General features: G+C 35.9%; 17 protein-coding genes. 9 read left to right on the forward strand and 8 right to left on the reverse strand.

Annotated elements, in window-relative coordinates; translation table 11 throughout:
• The first annotated feature begins 182 nt into the window (after positions 1–182).
• Positions 183–794, forward strand: a complete 612-nt coding sequence (wrbA, locus tag BCELL_RS02630; protein WP_013487118.1) for an NAD(P)H:quinone oxidoreductase — start codon at positions 183–185, stop codon at positions 792–794.
• 114 nt (positions 795–908) lie between these two features.
• Complete coding sequence (locus BCELL_RS02635) at positions 909–1,892, forward strand: ring-cleaving dioxygenase (protein WP_013487119.1); 984 nt, start codon at positions 909–911, stop codon at positions 1,890–1,892.
• Positions 1,893–2,110: 218 nt separating this feature from the next.
• Here BCELL_RS02635 and BCELL_RS02640 read toward each other — a convergent pair whose 3' ends face one another.
• Positions 2,111–3,379 (reverse strand): sensor histidine kinase, encoded by a 1,269-nt coding sequence (locus tag BCELL_RS02640; RefSeq protein ID WP_013487120.1) that lies wholly within the window; start codon positions 3,377–3,379, stop codon positions 2,111–2,113.
• A 414-nt stretch (positions 3,380–3,793) separates the two neighbouring features.
• Between BCELL_RS02640 and BCELL_RS02645 the strand changes: the two genes are divergently transcribed.
• Entirely contained in the window at positions 3,794–5,599 is a 1,806-nt protein-coding gene (locus tag BCELL_RS02645) for a glycerophosphoryl diester phosphodiesterase membrane domain-containing protein (RefSeq protein ID WP_157184250.1), read from the forward strand.
• 259 nt (positions 5,600–5,858) lie between these two features.
• Here BCELL_RS02645 and BCELL_RS02650 read toward each other — a convergent pair whose 3' ends face one another.
• Positions 5,859–7,436, reverse strand: coding sequence for a Vga family ABC-F type ribosomal protection protein (locus tag BCELL_RS02650; RefSeq protein ID WP_013487122.1), 1,578 nt, complete (start codon positions 7,434–7,436; stop codon positions 5,859–5,861).
• Positions 7,437–8,039: 603 nt separating this feature from the next.
• On the opposite strand from BCELL_RS02650, the gene BCELL_RS02655 reads away from it, so the two are divergent.
• The 4 genes from BCELL_RS02655 to BCELL_RS02670 all read left to right on the forward strand — a co-directional run bounded on the left by BCELL_RS02655 (position 8,040) and on the right by BCELL_RS02670 (position 12,244).
• Positions 8,040–8,969 (forward strand): immunoglobulin-like domain-containing protein, encoded by a 930-nt coding sequence (locus BCELL_RS02655; protein ID WP_013487123.1) that lies wholly within the window; start codon positions 8,040–8,042, stop codon positions 8,967–8,969.
• A gap of 166 nt (positions 8,970–9,135) precedes the next feature.
• On the forward strand, positions 9,136–10,932 hold the full coding sequence (gene pepF / locus BCELL_RS02660) for an oligoendopeptidase F (protein ID WP_013487124.1): 1,797 nt from the start codon (positions 9,136–9,138) through the stop codon (positions 10,930–10,932).
• 321 nt (positions 10,933–11,253) lie between these two features.
• The gene (locus tag BCELL_RS02665) at positions 11,254–11,613 is read left to right on the forward strand and encodes a DUF4870 domain-containing protein (protein ID WP_013487125.1); all 360 of its coding nucleotides are present in this window, start codon (positions 11,254–11,256) and stop codon (positions 11,611–11,613) included.
• A gap of 157 nt (positions 11,614–11,770) precedes the next feature.
• Positions 11,771–12,244: a hypothetical protein gene (locus BCELL_RS02670; RefSeq protein ID WP_013487126.1), complete on the forward strand. Its 474-nt coding sequence runs from the start codon at positions 11,771–11,773 to the stop codon at positions 12,242–12,244.
• A gap of 273 nt (positions 12,245–12,517) precedes the next feature.
• Here the strand turns inward: BCELL_RS02670 and BCELL_RS02675 are convergent, their stop codons facing one another.
• The 4 genes from BCELL_RS02675 to BCELL_RS02690 form a co-directional block, all read right to left on the reverse strand.
• Complete coding sequence (locus BCELL_RS02675; protein ID WP_013487127.1) at positions 12,518–15,124, reverse strand: ABC transporter permease; 2,607 nt, start codon at positions 15,122–15,124, stop codon at positions 12,518–12,520.
• Positions 15,121–15,804, reverse strand: a complete 684-nt coding sequence (locus tag BCELL_RS02680; RefSeq protein WP_013487128.1) for an ABC transporter ATP-binding protein — start codon at positions 15,802–15,804, stop codon at positions 15,121–15,123. The genes BCELL_RS02675 and BCELL_RS02680 overlap by 4 nt, the downstream gene beginning before the upstream one ends.
• A gap of 99 nt (positions 15,805–15,903) precedes the next feature.
• Complete coding sequence (locus tag BCELL_RS02685) at positions 15,904–16,905, reverse strand: sensor histidine kinase (protein ID WP_013487129.1); 1,002 nt, start codon at positions 16,903–16,905, stop codon at positions 15,904–15,906.
• A 1-nt stretch (position 16,906) separates the two neighbouring features.
• Positions 16,907–17,581 (reverse strand): response regulator transcription factor, encoded by a 675-nt coding sequence (locus tag BCELL_RS02690; protein WP_013487130.1) that lies wholly within the window; start codon positions 17,579–17,581, stop codon positions 16,907–16,909.
• Positions 17,582–17,765: 184 nt separating this feature from the next.
• On the opposite strand from BCELL_RS02690, the gene BCELL_RS02695 reads away from it, so the two are divergent.
• Together BCELL_RS02695 and BCELL_RS02700 are read left to right on the forward strand one after the other, a co-directional pair.
• The gene (locus tag BCELL_RS02695) at positions 17,766–18,248 is read left to right on the forward strand and encodes a hypothetical protein (protein ID WP_013487131.1); all 483 of its coding nucleotides are present in this window, start codon (positions 17,766–17,768) and stop codon (positions 18,246–18,248) included.
• Between the two features lie 168 nt (positions 18,249–18,416).
• Positions 18,417–19,997: a M2 family metallopeptidase gene (locus tag BCELL_RS02700; RefSeq protein ID WP_013487132.1), complete on the forward strand. Its 1,581-nt coding sequence runs from the start codon at positions 18,417–18,419 to the stop codon at positions 19,995–19,997.
• A gap of 329 nt (positions 19,998–20,326) precedes the next feature.
• On the opposite strand, the gene BCELL_RS02705 is transcribed toward BCELL_RS02700, so the two are convergent.
• Both BCELL_RS02705 and BCELL_RS02710 read right to left on the reverse strand, forming a co-directional pair.
• A complete protein-coding gene (locus BCELL_RS02705; protein WP_013487133.1) occupies positions 20,327–21,067 on the reverse strand; it encodes a MerR family transcriptional regulator in 741 nt (246 codons plus the stop codon).
• Between the two features lie 294 nt (positions 21,068–21,361).
• The gene (locus tag BCELL_RS02710; protein WP_013487134.1) at positions 21,362–21,871 is read right to left on the reverse strand and encodes a L,D-transpeptidase family protein; all 510 of its coding nucleotides are present in this window, start codon (positions 21,869–21,871) and stop codon (positions 21,362–21,364) included.
• Between the last annotated feature and the right edge of the window lie 189 nt (positions 21,872–22,060).

Here is a 22,060-nt window from a genome sequence, read left to right on the forward strand (position 1 = left end):
CATGATTCATGAAGGATAAGGGGGGGATTAAAGGAGTAAAATTCTGTCACTAATATCTCGAATTAGTAATATCTTATTTCGAGGTAATATACCAGTTAGTTAAGTAGAAGACTTGTAAAGTTGGTGAAGAAACGATGGGGTTCTTAAAAAATTTATTTCGTAATGAAAAGGAGAAGATAAAAATGGCAAATATAAAATTAGCGGTAATTTACTATAGTTCAACAGGAACAAACTATACATTAGCAAAGTGGGCAGAAGCTGGTGCGAAGGAAGCTGGCGCAGAAGTGAAAGTTTTAAAGGCACCAGAATTAGCACCACAAGCAGCCATTGATTCAAACCCAGCGTGGAAAGCGCATGTAGAGGAAGCAAAGGATGTTCCAGAAGTGACATTAGATGACCTTGAATGGGCGGATGCGATTATTTTCAGTACCCCAACTCGTTTTGGGAACATGCCTTCACAAATGAAGCAGTTTTTAGATACAACCGGAGGATTATGGGCAAATGGAAAGCTAGCTAATAAAATTGTAAGTGGTATGTCTTCTGCAAGTAATGCTCATGGTGGGCAAGAAGCGACAATCCTTTCATTGTATACGACAATGTATCACTGGGGAGCTATTGTTGTAACACCAGGTTATACAGATCCAGTTCAATTTGCTTCTGGAGGAAACCCATATGGAGTTAGTGTTACAGTAGATCAAGAAGGTAATATGCAAGAGGACGTTCAGGAAGCTGCTAAGTACCAAGCAAAGCGTACAGTACAAGTTGCAGAGGCATTTAAAAAAGGAAATCTATAATAATTAGGGTGATTCAAAGGTGTTTTAACCTATGAATCACCCTATTGAGAACACTGAAAAGTGCAGATTAGATTTTTCAGTTCCTTCTTGTTAAACAATAATGGAGGTTATACGATGAATGAATTAAAAGGGTTACACCATGTGACGGCTATTACAAGTAGTGCAGAAAAAAATTATGAATTCTTTACTTACGTGCTGGGGATGCGGTTAGTAAAGAAAACAGTCAACCAAGATGATATTCAAACCTATCATTTGTTTTTCGCCGATGATAAAGGAAGTCCAGGGACAGATATGACATTTTTTGACTTCCCTGGCATACGAAAAGGTACCCATGGAACAAATGAAATATCAAAGACTTCTTTTCGTGTCCCGTCCGATGCTGCGCTTGATTACTGGGTGAAACGCTTCAATCGTCTTAACGTAAAACATGAAGGCATCATAGATCAATTTGGAAAAAAGACATTGTCGTTTGTTGATTTCGATGATCAACACTATCAATTAATTTCTGACGAAAATAACATTGGAGTAGAATCAGGGACTCCGTGGGAACAAGGGCCAATTCCTCTCGAATATGCCATAACAGGGCTAGGACCACTTTTTATTCGTATAGCCAATTTTGATTATTTTAAAGAAATGATGGAAAAAGTGTTGTTGTTTAAGGAAATTGCCAAAGAAGAGAATATTCATTTATTTGAGGTTGGTGAAGGTGGAAATGGTGCACAAGTGATTGTAGAGCATAATGCGGAATTACCTCAAGCACAGCAAGGCTTTGGAACTGTCCACCATGCAGCTTTTAGAATTGACGACCGCAAAGTGTTAGAGGAGTGGGATAGTCGTTTACGACAATTTGGATTTCAAACGTCTGGATACGTTGATAGGTTTTTCTTTAAGTCATTATATGCTAGAGTGGCACCACAAATATTATTTGAATTTGCAACAGATGGACCGGGCTTTATGGGCGATGAACCTTACGAAACCCTTGGTGAAAAGCTTTCGTTACCTCCATTTCTTGAGGATAAAAGAGAGCAAATAGAAAAAATGGTTCGTCCGATTGATACGGTAAGGAGTACAAAGGAAATAAAAAAAGAATACGAATAAAGTCTGAAGGGTGCTTACTTAAAGTAACCCCTTTTTTTATTTTTCTAGCTCTAAAAAAGATGTGGCATGATATTTAGAATACTGACACGAAAATTTGTAATTTGGCGAATTTCCTGGGAAATTAATTGAAAGTTGTTGAAGTTACTGATTTGTATCGTATATTCGACATACATTTTTTATTGATAAGTATTTAAACATGCCAAATTGTGCCGATAAAATCAAACTACTACAGGAAAAACAAGTGTAATCGTTGTTCCTTTATTAAGTTCACTAGCAACATTCATTTTTCCATTCATCGCCTTCACAATACTATAAACAACCATAGTTCCAAGACCTGTTCCTTTGTCTTTCGTCGAATAATAGGGCGAGCCTAGTCGTTCTATCTGTTCTCGATTCATCCCAATTCCAGTATCTTGAATAGCGATGTGGGCATGTTTATTTATCATTTGAAGGTCTATTGTTAATATTCCGCCGTCAGGCATTGCTTCTACACCATTCTTTACAATATTAATGAGACATTGGTGAAGCTTTTGTTTTTCACCAATTACAAAAACCTCTGCTGTGTTTTTAAAGAGAATCTCTACATTATTAATTAATGCAAAAGGAGTAACAACATTTTTTACGTACTTTAACTCTTCCAACACGTCAAGTTTCATAACATTTTCTAATGTAGGCTTGGCAAACGTTAAATAATCATTGATAATATCCTCCGCACGGGATAGTTCGCCTAAAGAAAAATCGATATATTGTGTTCTCTTATCAGGTGTTATATCATTTCTTTTCATAAACTGTAAGAAACCTCTTGTTACTGTGAGTGGATTTCTAATCTCATGAGAAATGCTAGCTGCAATGTCTCCAACAATTCTTAGCTTTTCTAGCCGTTTTACTTCTGATACAATTTCATTTTCCTCTCGTGCCTTTTCGATAAAGATTACAAATAATATGACACCGAGTATTTGTATGATGTATAAACTACTAGCCAAAACAAAAGGAAGGATAGAGAAACCTTCATTTATATTAATAAAGCCTACCATGATAATTAACCCAATCATATCAACGGCAGAAATGATAACAGCTATTTTAACTTTTTGCTTAATCTTATTTACACGAGAAAATAAGGGAATGAGAAACCAAAGAAGTACATAAATTGTCGTATATTCAAACATTGTGACGTAAAACCCTTCGCCACCTAGTAAGTAACGATAGCTTAATAAAATGATGAATAAAATTAACCCAATCCTTCTACCACCATATAATGCACCGATGATAAAGGGAACTAAGCGCATATCAAAATAATAACCTTCATTAACGAGGTTAATCGAAAACGTCATACAAAGTACGATAGATATCCCTGATACAAGTACTTTAAGTGCTGTTGAATGTTTATATTTGTCTTCTAAAAACTTATGGTAAATAAAGAAAAGGATAAAAATAAATGATAAGTTAAGTAAGACAAGCTGTATATAATCGAATAAAACACTATCCATAAAAATGCTGCTCCTTTATCGTTTGTAATAGCATAAAGTGTGTAAAACATACAGCTGCTCTAAAAAATATGACTACTAAAGTATATTCGGCAAATTGTTACAATCCCCTCTAAAATAAAGAAAAAAATGTAAAAAAATGTCGTGAAAACTAATATAATATGTAAATTTGTATGAAGTACAAACAGTAAGCCACGGAAATGATGTGCAGGTAGGAGTACAGAAGGTAAGTATGTTAAGATTAATTACATGTAATGGGATCGGGTTGACTCAAAAGGTTGATTTTACCTTTTGAGTCAACCTCATTTCAAGTTACATATTATGGTGTATGACAATATATTTTTATGTTTCATGAAGGGATATATCGGGAAATGACATCTTATCTACTAAAGGCTAGGTGATATTTTCGTGTTACGTATGTTAAGAAGTAGTATCCATGATTTTTCAATATCATATAAAAAATATTTATCATTTGCATTTATATATATGCTCCTGACAAGTTTTCTCTTTGTCCCATTGATTTCATATATTTTTAACAGAATGATTAAGTTAATGGGGACAGGTTCACTGTTGAACGCTGAGGTGTATAAAATCGGATCGAGCTTTCCTGGACTCATGGGTATGCTATTAATTAGCTTCTTAGTTTCATTAATATTATTTTTAGAGTTTGGAGTCATGATCCTCATTGCACAGCAGGGGTATTTCAGAAAGCGTATTTATGTGTCTCAAGCATTGATAACCACGATGAGAAAATTCCCGAAAATATTAGGGTTCGGATTATTTCAGATCATTTTAATTACTTTGCTTTTCATCCCTTTTATTGAGCTGTCAGTTTTTCCTGCGTTACTAGATTTCAACATAGCAATATTTCTTACTAGCCAGTTATACGGATCTTCAGATTTAGCGATCTTTATATACTTACTTATTGTGATATTAGCAATATATTTATTCATTCGTTTTCTATTTACGTTACATTATATATTTATTGAGGAATGCTCTGTTTGGAAATCGATGCAGTTAAGCTGGAAACTAACTAAAAAGAATAACTTGAAAACGATCTTTTACTTAATATTATTAAACGTACTCATATTTATTGTAGGTTTCCTATTCATTACAATGATATCTTATATACCAAGTTTAGTAGAAACGGTAGCTGTAGGAACGTTTATTCAAAACTACCTAGTTACTTTTTCTAGTTTTATGGCCATTATCTTTTCGTTATTACTAGTACCGATAAATGTTATTATCGTCACTAGATTGTTTTATCGTTACCGAAAAAGAAATGGAGAAGACATTGAAGATGCATTGAACATTTACGGAAGTAAAAGCTTGATTACAGTAGAAAAAAGAGTAAAACGTTTTTTTTCAAAACGATTTACAATAAGCGCAGCTGTTTTTATCTATGTCACTTCAATGTTTTTTATAAACTTTACTATTAATGATAATCTTGTTTACTTGAATTGGAATGTTCAAGTGGCTGCACATCGTGGAGATTTGCATAGTGCACCTGAAAATTCCTTAAGTAGTATTAGGTCTGCCATCGATAAAGGCGTTGATGCAGTGGAGATAGATGTGATGCTGACAAAGGATGGCGAGATTATTTTAAATCATGATTATACTTTCCAACGAGTAGCAGGCGTTCCAGATAGGGTTATTGAAATGACGTATGAAGAAGTTGCAGAAGTAGATATAGGACGCCTATTTTCAGATGAGTTTATCGGCGAGCCAGTACCAACGCTTGAAGAAGCAATAATAGAGGTAATGGATGAGAATGTTACGTTCATCATAGACGTGAAAATAGATAGTACTGGTGAAGACCGAAGAGATGAATTGGCAAAGGGGATTGTTGATCTAGTCGAGCAATACGACATGGTCGATGTTACGTACGTACAGTCATTTGATTATGATGTGCTTCAAGAGGTGAGACAACGAAATAGTGACATTAAAATTGGACAAATTTTGTATTTGTCTGCTGGAAATTTATCTAGTTTAGACGTAGATTTTTATACAATTCGTCAAACGATGTTATCGGAACGTTTTATTGAAAACGCTCGTCGTCTTGATCGCGAAGTGTGGGTCTGGACGGTTAATTTAGAACGTAACATGAGAGAAGTTTTAAAGTATGACATAGATGGCATTATAACTGACTATCCGGAAAGAGCGCAAAGAGTTATCGGTATTGATTTTGCAGGTGAAGAAGAGCTGCCAATGGAAGGGAGTTAATATAAAAAAGGAAGAGTGGGAATTTAAGGTACATACTAAAGTTACCTTTTGAATCCACCTCTTCCTTTTTCTTGGCTCGGTTAAAGGCTAATGTTTATCTTCATGAAAGGTGCATGCAAGACTCCACCGGGAATAGCAGAGGGTACTGAATAAGGTTGAGTTTTTGGGTACTGGCTGGGTTCGTTGCGCTATGATAAACACACTCATAGTAGTCTTTTAAAGGATTGTAACGACTATGCTTCATTGCCTCGTTATTCTTTTATTCGTTTTCTGTTAATGCTCTTTTTATAGCTAATAATTCCTGAAATTGTACTTCAAGTTCTTCAGTAGGCTCGATACTGAGACGGCTTAATATGTCTGTAATTTTAGTATCAATCATGAGGAGTTCATCTTCCAAGCTATTGCGTACTTCTAAAGGCTTCTGTTGCTTATATTCTTTATAAGAGCCGTTGAAAAAATCTATTTTTTTATTTTCAATGGTCAGTGTTTTTGTTGCGATGTTCTTGATAAATCGACGATCATGAGAAATGAAAAGCACTGTTCCTTCATACTCCTGTAGAAGTGATTCTAATGCTTCTACAGCCTCAATATCAAGGAAATTAGTTGGTTCATCTAATAGTAGTGTGTTGCAGTTACTAACAAAAATCTTTGCAAGTGCTACCTTTACTCTTTCTCCTCCACTTAGTACATTTACCAATTTATAGACATCATCTCGGAAAAAGTGAAGCCTAGCTAGAACAGTACGGATAAAGGTTTCATCTTGTATTGAGGTAGAGCTAACATTTTCCAATATAGACTTATTTGAATCTAAAATATCAATATTTTGGCTAAAGTACCCTATTTTTACTGCCGGAGAAACATACACATTCTCATCGGCATGCATGATCTTTTTTATGAGCGTTGTTTTCCCACTACCGTTTCGACCTAAAATAGCTAACTTATCTCCTCCATTAACGTGAAAGCTTGTTTGTTCCCAAATTTTACGATTACCAACAAATCCAGAGACATTTTCTAAACGTATGATTGCTCGGTTTTTAATGGTGCTTTCATTTGGGATATTCATTTTTATTTTAGTTATTTCTCTAGGTTTTTCGATTTTGTCGAGCTTACTTAATCTTGTTTCGATTGCTTTTGATGTCTTTTGCAACTTCTTTTGTTTCTTTGCAAAATAAGGTTTTGCGCCAGTAAGTTTTGCTTCTGAAGTACTTACGCTCTTTGGCTTCTTCGTTGCTTTTTGTGCTTTTTTCTCCTTTAATTCTAAAGCACTTTCCAGCTGTTTTTTCTTTTTTACATATTTATCGTACGCCATCTCGTGTTGTTGCTCTTTTAATTGTTTTTGTGTTGTAAAAGCAGAGTAATTTCCTGTATAATCCTGTAATTGTTGTTGTTCATCAATCTCCCATATTTTATTGCAAACAGCATCGAGAAACGTACGATCATGAGATACGATAACAAATGCACCTTGCCAATGTAGGAGAGACTTTTCAAGCCAATCAATGTGCTCCATATCTAGGTGGGTAGTTGGCTCATCAGCAAGTAATATTTCATCGTTTCTTAATAAGCAATTACGTATATATTGTTGTGTTATCTCACCACCACTTTTCGTTGTATCCGTTCTTTTAAGCTGCGGTAAAAGCGCACATGTGTAATGTGAAGTAACACTTCCCTTATCTGGATGTGTGTCACCGTTTAAAACGGATAATAATGATGTTTTTCCTGAGCCGTTTTTGCCTACTAAGCCAATTCTATCCTTCGTGTGAATTTCTAACCTTTCTGTTTTAACGAGCAATCGATCTTGCACGCACACTTCTACATCGTTTGCTTCTAATAAAAGCATAGTATCATCTCCATTTTTCTTTCATTGTATCCGTTTCATCAATACTTACGGACGAAGCTTATTGGAGACAAAAAAGCCTCCTATCCAGCAATCAGAATAGGAAGCTTTTATATAGGCAACGAACGGCACGACATGAAAAAATAAAGTTTCATTATCAAACCGGGCTACTATAAAGTTCGCTAATCCTAAATCTGAAAGCAGGTTGCTGAAGGTATACGAAATAAGCAGTGCTAGCTACAAAAAAACAAATACCTTCATTTGAATGCTTTCGAAAAATAGGATTAGTACTTCATTAAGTTGGGTCACCCTTCCGTGTTTTGTTAAGTTAATCGTAAAATAATCGCCATTATTTGTCAAACACTGTTCTATCATGGGAAAGAGGGACTCAATCATATTGAAGAGTCCACATTATAAAAAATGATAGTTATATCTTAAGAGGAATTTTTCCATCCTCACTAATTTGGATAGTTGATTAGCTTTCAAACTATGTTTTAGTTATTCTATACAGTTGTTTTTTAAAGCAAGTATTCATTTGTTTTTCGCCTGAATGTAACGTTACATTATTTAAAACGTCAAATGCCGTAAAGGGGTAAGGGAAGTGTTATGATGAGGTTTTTTATAGCGAAGTTGTTGTTTTTGTTCGTTATGATGATGATCATTGCAGGATGTGGGCAAGGTGAAGGGAATATTGGCTCAGGCGGACTTAATGATGAAAGCAATTGGGAGATAGGTCAAGGTGACCTGCCTAGCAGTATTGGTGATATAGAAAAAAAGGTTGATATGATGGATGAACAAGCCATTCCTCCATTTCATAGTCTGGAGTACTTATGGGATAAGACACCATTTGACGAGCCTACTGGGAAATGGTTTATGCATAATGGGCAAGGTGTTCTTGGATACGGATTAACGACAGGAACGAAAAAGGGTGGAGATGAGTTTGCGGTAACATTTATCGGACATAAAGATGAAGGAGAGCCGATGAACCGTGATGTTCGTATACAACTTTCGGAACTAGACGGTTATGATATAAAAGAAGTCATTGTTGAAGAAATTGTTTATATCGATACTGTAGGAAGTAATGAGCAAATTTTTTCAGGGGAGTTGCCTCATAAAGAAAATGTTCTATATATGTTAAGTGCAGAAATTCTAAATGAAAATGAAGAAGTTGAAGATAGCTTTATTTCGTTAATATTTGTACCTAAGCCTGAAATGAATGCTGCCCTCCAAACAGATAAGAGTTTGTATGAACAGTCAGATAATGACCTTACTTTGATTTTGCAAAATGCGGGACCAACAGTACTTTTTTATGGTACGTACTATACGATTGAGAAAAAAGTAGAGGACGATTGGCGAGTTGTACCACTTGATATGGCATTTCATGATATTGGACTCTATTCAAAGTTCGGAGAAACGTATGAACAGAAAGTTGATATTAGTCAGTTAAATGCAGGGCAATACCGTGTTATTAAAGACATTAGTGTAGAAGGGTTAGATATAACTCAAACCTTGGCAGCAGAATTTATAATAGAGTAGAAGGAAACTCAAATACTACTAAAAAGAGGGGATTGAATTAAGGTAAAGACCAACCTTTTTCAGTTCCCTCTTTCACATAACGTTTTCAATCACATCGTATTTCATATATACTATATATATACTTCGTGAAACGAAATATTTTTCAGTGAAAAGGAGATGTTATATCGTGAAAAAAACGTTAACCCGTTCTGAGGTGCCGATTGAAGAAACTTGGAACTTAAAAGATTTATTTGAAACGGAAGAAGCATGGGAGAGAGAGTTAGGTGCAGTCCAAAATGATGTAAAGTCTGTTACACATTATAAAGGGCGAATTAGTAAAGATGCACGAGACATGCTTGATTGCTTGATCGCAAATGATGCTTTAAATGAACGTGTTATGCGTGTCATGACATATGCACATCTTCAACAATCAGAAGATGGTACAAATCCAATCAATCAGGCAAGAGCAGCTCGTGTTAGTTCAGTAATGTCTGAGCTAAAGTCGCAAACAGCATTTATTGAATCAGAAATTCTTGAGCTAAACAACGAAACGATTACATCATTTCTAAACGAGGAGCCTAGGCTAGAGGAGTTTTTGAAGACATTGAACGATTTACTTGAGTTGAAACCCTATAGACTTTCTTCAGATGCAGAAGAAATTTTAGCTGCTTTTGGAGAAGTACATAGTGCGCCGTATATGATTTATGAACGAAGTAAAACGTCAGATATGAAGTTCACTTCTTTTAAAACTGATGATGGTAAAGAACACCATTTGACATTTAATTCGTTTCCGACATATGAGGGCTCTGCTCATACAGATCTCCGCCGAAAAGCATATGATGCCTTCGTTTCAACTTTAAATCAATATAAAAACACATATGCTGCAACATACGCAACTGAAATAAAAAAACAAGTAGTAGAAGCGCGACTAAGAAACTATGAATCTGCTACACAAATGCTTCTTCACGAGCAGCAAGTGACAGAGGAGATGTACAATAATCAGTTAAATATTATTTTGACAGAGCTAGCCCCACACATGCGGCGTTATGCAAAGCTAAAGCAACATGTGCTTGGATTAGAAAAAATGACATTCGCAGATTTGAAAGCGCCACTTGACCCCAATTTTGATCCATCAACGACATATGAAGAGGCTTCTCAATTGATGCTTGATTCTTTAAAGGTGATGGGGAACGAATATATGGACATTATCGAAAAAGGTGTTCAGGATCGTTGGGTTGATCGTGCGGACAACACGGGGAAGCGTTCAGGTGCATTTTGTTCAAGTCCTTATGGCGTGCATCCATATATTTTGATGACTTGGAACGACTCAATGCGAAATGCATTTACTCTAGCGCATGAATTGGGTCATGCAGCTCACTTTGTTTTATCAGGACGGTACCAACGAATCTCTAATACTCGACCTTCACGGTATTTTATCGAAGCACCATCGACAATGAATGAAATGCTTTTGAGCCAGCATATTTTAGAAAAATCAACTGATGTGAGAATGCGCAGATGGGTTGTGCTTCAATCATTAGGGACTTATTATCATAACTTTGTTACTCACATTTTAGAAGGGGAACTGCAACGACGTGTATATGAATTAGCACATAATGGTACACCAATCACTGCCAATCTATTATGTGAACAAAAGAAAGAATTGTTACAGCAATTTTGGGGTGATGCTGTAGAAATAGATGAAGGAGCAAGTTTAACATGGATGCGCCAACCGCACTATTATATGGGACTTTACCCGTACACATATTCTGCTGGACTTACAGCATCAACCGCCGCAGCACAAATGATTAAAGAAGAAGGACAGCCTGCTGTGGATCGCTGGCTATCAGCATTAAAGGCTGGTGGCACACTAAAGCCGTTAGATCTCATGAAGCTGGCTGGTGTAGATATGACAACGTCTGAACCAATTAAAAAAGCAGTAGCATATGTTGGTACATTAGTTGATGAATTAGAAACAAGCTTTTAAAAGATGGACTCAATAAGGTCAATATCGAAGGGCACTGAAAAAGTACAGAGCAACTTTTTTCGGTGTCCCTGCAATTTTAATATAAAGAAAAAAGTTATAGCAGCTTCAACTGTTATAACTTTTTTGTTTTTTGAGTCCTGCTTTAAAATTGTAGTTATAAGGGTATTTTCTACTATATTTTTACCTGCATCTTGAAAATAACATTTTATCGGTTAAACTAGAATTATGTAATTTAAGCGAACATGTTGTCAAATCTCTATCTGATAACGTGATACGACATTAGTTGCAGATAAATGATAATATAGAAAGGAAGTATCTTATATGACAGAAGTAGAAAACAAGGGAGAAGTAGAACTTCAACCGACAAGTGATGAGAAAACAATGGCAACATTGATTCACGTATTGGGGATCTTTTTTGGCGTCTTTTCAACATTGATTATTTGGTTGATACAAAAAGATAAAAGTAAATATGTTGACCATCATGGGAAACAAAATATGAATTGGCAGCTCACATTAATTATTGGTTATTTTGCTAGTTTTATTTTAATGTTTGTACTTATTGGATTCTTAACTATTATTGCTATCGGAGTACTAGATTTAGTCTTTTCAATCCTAGCAGCTGTTGCAGCAAATAAAGGTGAGCGTTATAAATTCCCAGTTGCGATACCATTTATTAGATAAAATTATAATTGTTTTTAAAGGCATTTCTTCTAACAGCTAGAAGGGATGCTTTTTTATTAGTGATTAGAAATATTATCATTCACAAAATAAACTAACTTGTAATTGGAAAAAAATGCTACACTAAGAAAAAAGCAACTAAACTAAAGGAGGGGTTAATGTGTCATTCGATTCCATTTTTGCAGCAATATTTATCTTATTGTTACTAGGCTTTCTCTCCATAATGTTAATAAAAAAAGTAAAGAATAAAAAAGTGTTATTACTTGTTCCTTTCATTCTCGTATTTACTTTTGCACTCACGTATATTCCCCACAGTGTTGTTAGTATGAACCCATCAGGAGTTTCAAAAATAACCATATTTGACGGAAATACAGGAAGTGAAACTGTAATTACGGAAAAGGATCATATCGAATATATTATTACGGATTTAAGTGATGTTACTTTTCAAAAAGGAAAAAGCTCTTTTGGTTACATGGGTTATAGCTTTAATACGAAAATATACAATGAAAAAGGTAAAGTAGTGAAGGAGTTAATCATTAATTCCGAGGATACGATAAGATATAAAGGCTTTTTCTATACAGCTAAAGATGAATTAATCGATTATGATTATATTAAAAACTTAGTTGATAATTGAGCCTGCGATAGTATATCCTTTAGGCAACCTATTTCTGGAAAGAAATTGGGGCATGAGTGTGGAAGATCAATTAATCTCCCTTCAGCACGAGCCATCAAAACAAAACAATACTTAGACTCAGCTTCATTGCATGGTGGGAACTAATGAAGGTAATAATCAGAGGGCACTGGAAAAGTGAAAGAACTCCACTTTTTCAGTGCCCTCTTAAAATTAAAGGGGATCCCCTTTAATTTAATATAAAGTCATGCGTAACTCCGAGTAAATCATTCTAAACTAAATATTTTCCTGCTTCAATGTTTCGATAATATTCTCTTTTCTCACCTTTGATGTAGAGTAGAGCATGGTAGCACTAACTATGATGAAAACAGCTACGATTACAATCATGATACTTCCCCATGGAAGCTGAAAGCTGTACACGAAGCTTTGCGTGATTGCTAAGTGGATTAAATACATAAAGCCTATACTAATTGGTAAGCCATACAATAATGATTTGATACCATAGAAAATGCTTTCGTAACGAATCATTTTATTAAATGATTTAGGTGTCATCCCAACAGATTTTAGCATTGCAAATTCTCTCTTACGTAAAGAAATGCTCGTTGAAATCGTATTTAATATGTTAGCAATAGAGATCGCAGTTATTAATACGATAAAACCATATATAAAAATAGAGATAATGAGCATCGCTTGTTTATCCTGTTGTCTCGTTTGATAGTAATTGTAAACCGACATGCTATCTGTCTTTATTTCTTCAATTTGTTGTTGTGTTTCCATAGGATGATCGCTTGTTAAGTACAAATTGTGAATTGGATAATATGGAAAATCCTCTGTCATATACTGCTCTAGTATACTTGCATGTACGATAATATTTAATCCACCCATATTTGATGACCGAATACCCATTGGAAGTGTATCTGTCAATGCAGCTACTTCTATATCAAATACGTGTAATTCTTCGTTCGTCTCCCAATCTTCATAAAACAACGGGATGGTTTCCCCAACGCTCGTTTTTACAGCTTTAGTTTCAATAAAGGCTCCTGTTTCCCAATCTTGATAGGTGTGTGTGTCTACTACTATCGCTGATAATCCTTGAGACCAGATGATTTGCTCGGCCGAGACCCCAATTTCTTCTGTGTATTTATGAAAGCTGTCTTCATGTAATCCATATATATTAATGAAATATTGATATTTGCCATCGGTTAAGATATCCGGATGATCAGTTACCATTTCTAATAGAGAATCACTGAGATTACGCTCGTTTATCCAAGTGCGAAGTGATTGTATCTCAGTAGTATGCGTGTAGTCTGTAACACCATCTAACCTTTTTAATTCCTCAAAAATGGTACCGACTTCTGATGTAAGTTCTTCACCCGTATATAATTCAATATCATAATTAACACCTTGGTTAGATAGTTCAACAGACCTTTCAATGCTCTCTGTGAAAAAGGAAACAGTTAAGAATAACATGATACTAATAATAAGTGAAAAAACTGTCACTTGGTATTTACGCTTATTACGCTTTAAGTTTTTTAAGCCAATTTCTCCTTCTATTCCAAAAAGTTTCCTCACAATGTTAGAAGTTTTCACTTTTTTTCTCGTCACTTTTATGTCTGATGTTTGCCTAATCGCCTCAATCGGTGTTACTTTTGATGCCCTTTGTGCTGGTATGTAAGCCGAGATAAATATTGTAATAATAGATACGATACAAGCTGTTAAAATAGAAAGAGGAGTGACAGTAACCGTTAGCTTTGCTTGAATGCTTAATGCATCTTCAATAAAAGAATTAATGAAAATAAAGGTGATACCGATGCCGCCAATACCAGCTAAAAGTCCTAATGGAATACTGATGAGTCCAATTACTGCTCCTTCAAAAAATACAGCGTTTCGTTTTTGTTTCTTAGTAGCTCCTACACTTGAAAGCATTCCTAGGTGACGAGATCTTTCTGAAACAGAGATTGAAAATGCATTATAAATGAGTGCAACGGACCCAATAATAATGATTGCAATAATAATTGCAGATAAGCTAAATAAAGTAGCTCTGAAAGTATCGAAGGTCGTTACTCCTAAATAACGGAGTAAATGTCTATTGTAATCGATCGAATCTAAAGAAATATTGTTTTCCTCAGCAAATAGTTCGGCATTTTCATATAATGATTGATTCACATCTTTTAAGAGAACAGAAGCATTCACTCTATCATTTGCTGTAAGGGTATCTTCATTTAAATAACTAATAACCGTATATCCAGGGGCCCATAAAGGCTCCCACATCGGGCGTTCCATGATTCCTACTACTGTATACGTTTCTTTTGTTGTATTGACTATTTTTTCTAGGCTTTCATCATCCATTTTCACGAAAGATTGTGTTTGTCCCATGTCCGTCAAATTGTCAGCTTCATTTACACGTTTACCAACTTCTAGTATTAATTCGTCACCTATGCTGAAACGGACATTAGCATTTGACTCAATGTGCTCGGAGATAATGATTTCGTTATTTGAGCTAGGTAGCACACCTTCCACTAAAGAAATAGGGAAATACTCAAAGCCTTCTCTATTAAATTCGGAAATAAATAAATAAGGCTTAAATTCATTTTCACTGCTTTCTAAATAAGCATAACCTTTGTCACGTGTTAGAAAAACATCCTTCGTATTGTCATCATTCTTCATTGTCTCCACTTGCTCAGGATTGACGTTTTCATACTGGACGTGCCATTCCCCGTTGTTCGCTATTTGGTGACGTTGCATTAAATCTAAAAAAGAAACCGAGAGCGTTGATACCGCAGTAATCATCGCAACGGAAATGATTGTACCAATGATTGTAACGAGCGTTCTCCTCTTGTTTTCCTTTAAGTGTCGAAGTGTAAGCTTGTTTACAATATTCATTTACGGATCACCTCGTCTTTGGCAATCCTCCCATCTTCAATTGAGATTACTCGATCGGCTTGTAGTGCAATACGTTCATCGTGTGTAATGACTACGAGCGTTTGGTAATATGTTTTGTTAAACAATTTTAAAAGATCAATAATCTCGCTACTATTTTTACTATCTAGGTTCCCGGTTGGCTCATCGGCAAGCATAATAGCCGGGTTACTTATTAGCGCACGACCTATGGACACTCGCTGCTGTTGCCCACCAGATAGCTGATTAGGTAAGTGATTTAAACGATCGTTTAAACTTAGCACATCTACAATTTTAGAGAAATGATCTTTGTCTACTTTATGCTCATCGAGGAGTATTGGTAAGGTGATGTTCTCTTCTACTGTTAATATTGGTATGAGATTGTAAAACTGATAGATGAGACCAATTTGTCGTCTCCTAAATATAGCTAACTGGGTTTCATTTAAGCTATAAATATCCGTATTGTCGATGAAGACCTTACCACTAGATGGTCTATCAACACCACCAAGAAGATGAAGGAGTGTTGATTTACCTGAGCCTGACGGACCAATAATAGCGACAAACTCTCCTTTATTAATAGTCAAAGAAACATTATCTAATGCTTTTACTGCTGTGTCACCTTTCCCGTACACTTTAGACAGATTCTCTACTTTTACTATTTCCATGTCATCATGCCTCCATTAAATTACTTGATGTCTTAACTATATCTGTCTAAAATGACTTTCCAGTGACTGTAAAGTGACAATTTAGTCACTTTCGAAGTGTTATATGACTTGTTTATAAAATTTCACATTAAAAGTAGTTCCAGAGTTGCATTCACTTTGAACCTCAATCGTACCGTTTTGACTCGTAATGATACTGTGTGCCATGGCGAGTCCGATACCAACACTTTCATCACTAGCATTCTTTCCTTTGTAAAAACGTTTGAATATGTATGGAACGTCTTCTTTAGCAATACCGACTCCATTGTCACGAATAATGATCTCAGTAAAAAGTGCATTCTCGGAAAAGGTGATGTGAATATTACCACCACTTTTTGTATGTTCAACACAGTTTTTCAAAATATTTAATAAAGCCTCTGCACTCCAATTTAGGTCACCAATAAATGATACCGTTTCTTCCCCTACAATGGATAACGTTTGCTCCTGTATATCCATAGGAATTCGTATTGGGTCAACAGCTTTATCTATCAACTGCTTTACTTGTACAGTGTCTCGTTTAAACTGTATAGTTCGCGCGTCTATTTTCGAGAGTTTTAACAATGAAGAAACGAGCCATTCAATTCGTTCTAGCTGAACACGAATGTTACGAGTAAATTCCTTCTTTTTTTCCGCTGTTAGCTTAGAGTCACTCAGTAAATCAGACATCACCATCATTGAAGTAATCGGTGTCTTGAGTTGGTGAGAAATATCGGAAATGGCATCAGTGAGCTTGGACTTATCAGTCATAAGTACTGCGCGCTGTTCGGAAAGCATAAGTGTTACCTTATAAATATCATTTTTTAATATACTTAATTCGCCTTCCTTATTATCGCGAACGTCTAATGAGTAATCACCACTACTTATTTTTCTCAAGTAGCTCGAAAGCTTTCTTATCTCACGGTACCGCCAAATAGTAAAAGCGATAGTGCTTACTATTAGCAAAATAGTAGTAATCGCAACAATGATTGCAGCTTCGACAGAGAAATAAAGAGTTGCTGCTGTGGCAGCAATGCTAATGAAAATCATGATAACTAATAAAATTTGAAACTCCTTGTTGCGTAGCAAATTAATCACCAACCTTGTAGCCGAGTCCTCGTACCGTTTTAATAAGTGTTGGCTTTTGAGGATTATCTTCAAGCTTTTCACGGAGGCGCTTAATATAAACTGTTAATGTATTATCGTTAACGTAATCGCCAGCGACATCCCATATGCGCTCTAATAGCTGTTCACGAGTGAGTACTTGTCCAACATGATTTGCAAAAATAAGAAGTAGTCGATATTCAAGCGCTGTAATAATAATTTCTTCTCCATTTTTATAAACCTTGCCTTCGAGTGTATTTATCTGAATGTTATGTAGCTTTATTATTGTAGTTTGCTTGTTGTAGCGGCGTAATACGGACTTTATACGAGACAAAAGCTCACGAATACGAAATGGTTTTGTAATATAGTCATCCGCACCCATATCAAGGCCCATGACGACATTCACTTCATCATCATACGCAGTTAAGAAAATAACTGGCGTATCGCTCTTTTGCTTTACTAGCTTGCAAAGCTCATAGCCACTACCATCTGGTAATGACAGATCGAACAAGCATAAATCAATACTAGAGATTTCATGATTAATTATTTTTTGCGCAGATTGAATATCATAGCAAAGCACAGTATCAAAATGGTCTTGCTGTAATGAATATTCAAGACCAGATGCAATCGTTTTATCATCTTCTACTAGGAGTATTTTCATTTTTTTCCCCCACTCTATGATCAGATTGTATTGTCACTAACATCTTACATGAAAAGCAACGACATTTCTTTAAAAAAATAGAACGGAACTGATAACCCACATTTATATTTTTCATAAGACGGGTATCAGACATCCTTCTATCTTCATACATTAAATAGAATTAATGAAACCAGGGAGGAAGAGGATGAAAAAAGTATTGTTATTTTGTCTAGTTTCTGTATTAATTGTATTGTCGACAGGCTGTTTCGGAACGGGAGAGGAGTCTTCTACAAAAGAAATAGATGACCCTGTAGAGGCTGCCGTATATTACTACTATGACAGTTTACAGAAAGAAAACTATGATGAAGCGTTAAGTTATTTGGCGAGTGACTACCTTACGTATTTAAATATTTCGGAACGTGATTATGTGAATATTTTTAAAGACATGAGAACACTAGAGGATTGGCGCATCGAGGAAATTTCCGTACGCTCCATAGATGAAATTGATGATGATATTACGGTTCCATTTGCTTTAGAACCATTATTAGTGACAAGTGGTGATAATTATATTGTCATTGTTGACATAAGCATAAGTATACATGGTGAGACTTCTGGTGTTGTAGACAATGTATTAGTTGCAGAGGATAATAACGGGGAATGGAAAATATTTGGAATCGTCTCCTTTTAACATAAAAAATCTGAGGGTAGATAAGGGGAACTTTACCTATCCTTCTTTTACTTTAAAGACCTCTAACTTCGGACAAATGTTAGTGGACAAACTCAATTAATGTTATTCTAAATAATGGTAGGCAATTAAATCTTTATACTTAATTAAATTTTTACAGGAGGTAATCCGATGGCGGTAGAGCAGTTTTTACAGACTCAAAATGAAAAAATAAGGGAACTATACCGTGGAATTACAAATGCTAGCTGGAAGGCGCAAACGACAGGCGATAAAGAGTGGGCGCAAAAGGTAGGAGAGGCACAAACACAATTTCGTACATACTTTTCAGATAAAGAACTATATGAAACAGTAACTAGCTATTTGAAAATGGATAACTTAAGTGCGTTACAAAAGAGACAGCTGGAAGCACTGCAAAAAACATTGAGAGAAAATCAGCTTCCAAAGGATATTCTTAAGGAGCTCTCACAATTATCGGCAGAGTTAAACCATATGTTTAATACGTATGCACCAGAAGTAGATGGTAAAAAGCTATCTGCTAATGATATACGTAACATTTTGCTCAATAGTGATGATGTACAGGAACGAGAAAATGCATGGAAGGCTTCAAAGGAAGTGGGACAAGTAGTAGAAGGAAAGCTATTAACACTTGTGAGAAAGCGAAACGAAGCTGCAAAAGCAGTAGGCTTTGATAATTACCATCAAATGTCCTTTAAAAACCAAGAGCTAGATCGAGAAGAAATATTCTCGATTTTCCAAAAGCTAATCGATGACTCAGATAAAGCGTTCCGCGCATTGAAGGCTGAGCTTGATGAGGAGATAGCAAGTAAGTTTAATATTACCGTGGAAGAAATACGACCTTGGCATTATGTTGACCCGTTCTTCCAGGAAGCGCCAGCCTCAGAGGAAACAAATCTTGATCCTTATTTTAAAAATGAAGACTTAAATAAGCTTACTGCGGATACATTCTCTGCTATGGGTATTCCGATTGATGATTTGTATGCGAAAAGTGATTTATTACCTCGCGAAGGTAAAAATCCGACAGCATTTTGTACAGATATGGACCGAGAAGGTGATACTCGCGTTTTATGTAATAATGAACCGAATGCATATTGGATGGGAACGATGCTTCACGAATTTGGTCATGCAGCATATTTCAAATATTTAGACCGAGAACTTCCTTTTATTTTGCGTTCTCCTGCGCATACGCTCACAACCGAAGCGATAGCAATGCTGTTTGGGAAAATGACGCAAAATAAAGAGTGGTTAAAAACGTTTTTAAAACTGGAAGATAGTAAACTAGATGAGCTTGCGCCAGCGTTAGAGAAGCATGAGCAGTTAATGATGCTAATAGCAGGTCGTTGGATCATTACATTCGTCTTTTTTGAAAAGGAATTATATGAAAATCCAGAGCAAGATTTAAATGGATTATGGTGGAAGCTAGTGAGTGAGATTCAGTTAGTGAACCCACCAGAAGGTCGTGATTTACCTGATTGGGCAGCTAAAATTCACTTTACTTTAGCACCAGTCTACTATCAAAACTATTTACTAGGAGAGTTGACTTCTGCACAGCTGCATCACTATATTAATAAACAAGTAAGTGATCAGTTTTTTACGCCAGAGGTTGGTCAAGTCTTAAATGAGCAGTTCTTTAAGCTAGGATCGAAATATCATTGGAATGAAAAAATTGAGCGAGTTACTGGTGAAAAGTTAAATCCTGAATATTTCTCTGAAGCGTATTGCAAAATAAAGTAATTGGTTGGGAGGGGGTGCCCTATTAAGCTATATAAAGTTTTAGCAATGGCTACGCGGCGCCTATGCCCACTCTAAGTCCTGTTTATAATGGAGTTTAAGGGATTGCTGTGGCTCCGTACATTGCTTTTAAGGTGACTTAATAGGAAAAAATCCGGAGGGCACTGAAAAAGTACATAGCAACTTTTTCAGTTGCTTTTATTTGTATTGCAGTCGCTCGCCTGATAGGAGAAACCCGCTCCTATCAGGTTTTTTAACGATTGCGACGGTTACGCACATTGATTAAGGGCACTTATAGAGCACCCTCTTTTGAGTGACTATGGTGCTTCTATCTATTTATTTTTTGTCGTATCTGCAAAGTGCACCATTGCATCACACATAAACTGAGCGAGTCCCTCTCCCATTTTATCAATGTTTTGTGTAAATCGTTCATCATCGACATACATTTGACCTAAACCTTTAAACGCTTCTAGCGAATAATTCCCGAAGTTTTTGTTTAAGCAATCAAACCATTCCTTGATTGCAGATTGCGCTTCTGCCGATTGAGGGGATTGATGTCTAAGTGCGGCGAGCTTACTATAAATTTCTGTTACTATTGCCTCTGGATCGCCAGGCATATTTGCAATTTTAGCTTTTGATTCGTCGACTGCTTGATCCCCCCAGCGTTCCCTTGCTTCTTGTTCGTAGCGGTTATTGTGAAAATCAAACCCTTCAAATTTTTCTTTGTTTGACATGTTAATTTCTCCTTTCGCGTGTCTCATTGTTTTATCAATCGTCTTAATCATTTTGTCGAGCCTTGAACGCTTTTCAAGTAATGATTTCCGCTGAAGTTCAAGTGCTCTTTCTCGATCAAATGTAGGACAATCGATTATTTCTTTCACTTTCTTTAAGGGAAATCCAAGCTCTTTAAAGAACAAAATTTGCTGCAGCTTCTCCAAATCCTTATCCGAGTATAGTCGGTATCCTGAATTGGTTATTTCATCAGGTGTTAAAAGATTTATTTCATCATAATGGTGTAGTGTGCGAATGCTAATACCAACAAGATTAGCCACTTCCTTCACTTTCATGCCCATGAGGAATACCCCCTTCAAAATTAAATATAAAGTATAACGTAACGTTAGGGTCAATATAAATTCAACAAGTTTTTCAAATAACATAAAAGGCTGTGTCAAAAGCAAGAAAATACTTTGATACAGCCTTTAGCATAAGTAGATTTATGACATTTGACGACAAATAGAAAGGTTGACTCAACAGATAATAAATCAACTGTTTGAGTCAACCTCATGACTTTTTTTTTAGTATAACATAGCTGGATTTTGAGTAACGAAACGATTCTGTGAGGAGCATGAAGGTATGGTGTTCGTTCTTTATGGGCGAATAACGACGGGAGTACCTATCGGGACAATGCTCGCTAATTCTTCTACATCTTGGTTATGCATTCGAATACATCCCTTCGAAACAGCATTGCCAATCGAACTAGGGTCATTCGTGCCATGGATGCCGTAGTGTTGCTTTGATAAGCTCATCCACATTGTCCCGAAAGCTCCCCCAGGGTTTGGTGCTTTATTAATAATAATAAATTTCCCAGTTGGGGTCTCATGGAGTATTCTACCGACAGCTATTGAATATTGTTTTTGCTGTACACCATCCTTTAAAAGAATGAGAGAGCGTCCTCGGATAGAAACATCAATAACATATGGAATAGTATTTAGTGGTGGAAAACCAGGGATGACGATCGATTGGCCAGGATAAATCACATTCGGATCAAGATTTGGATTGGCATTAATAATGGTCGTCAGTGGTGTTCGGTAATCGATTGCTATTTGATTCAGTGTTTCACCAGGAAGAACCGTATGAAAGAAAGGAATCACCTCCACTTAAGATTCGCGCAGCACTTTATTAGTTTTACTTTTATCATATGATGAAGTTATTAAATGGCACCACTACTAATAAAAAGATAAATATCGACCTTTTCCAATACCTCTTGAAGCCTTGCCCACGGTAAGTACCCGCTTGTAGAGCAACCAAGCTAAAATATATTTACAACAATCTATGAGAAAAGAGCC

The sequence above is a fragment of the Evansella cellulosilytica DSM 2522 genome, assembly GCF_000177235.2.
Lineage (GTDB): Bacteria > Bacillota > Bacilli > Bacillales > Salisediminibacteriaceae > Evansella > Evansella cellulosilytica.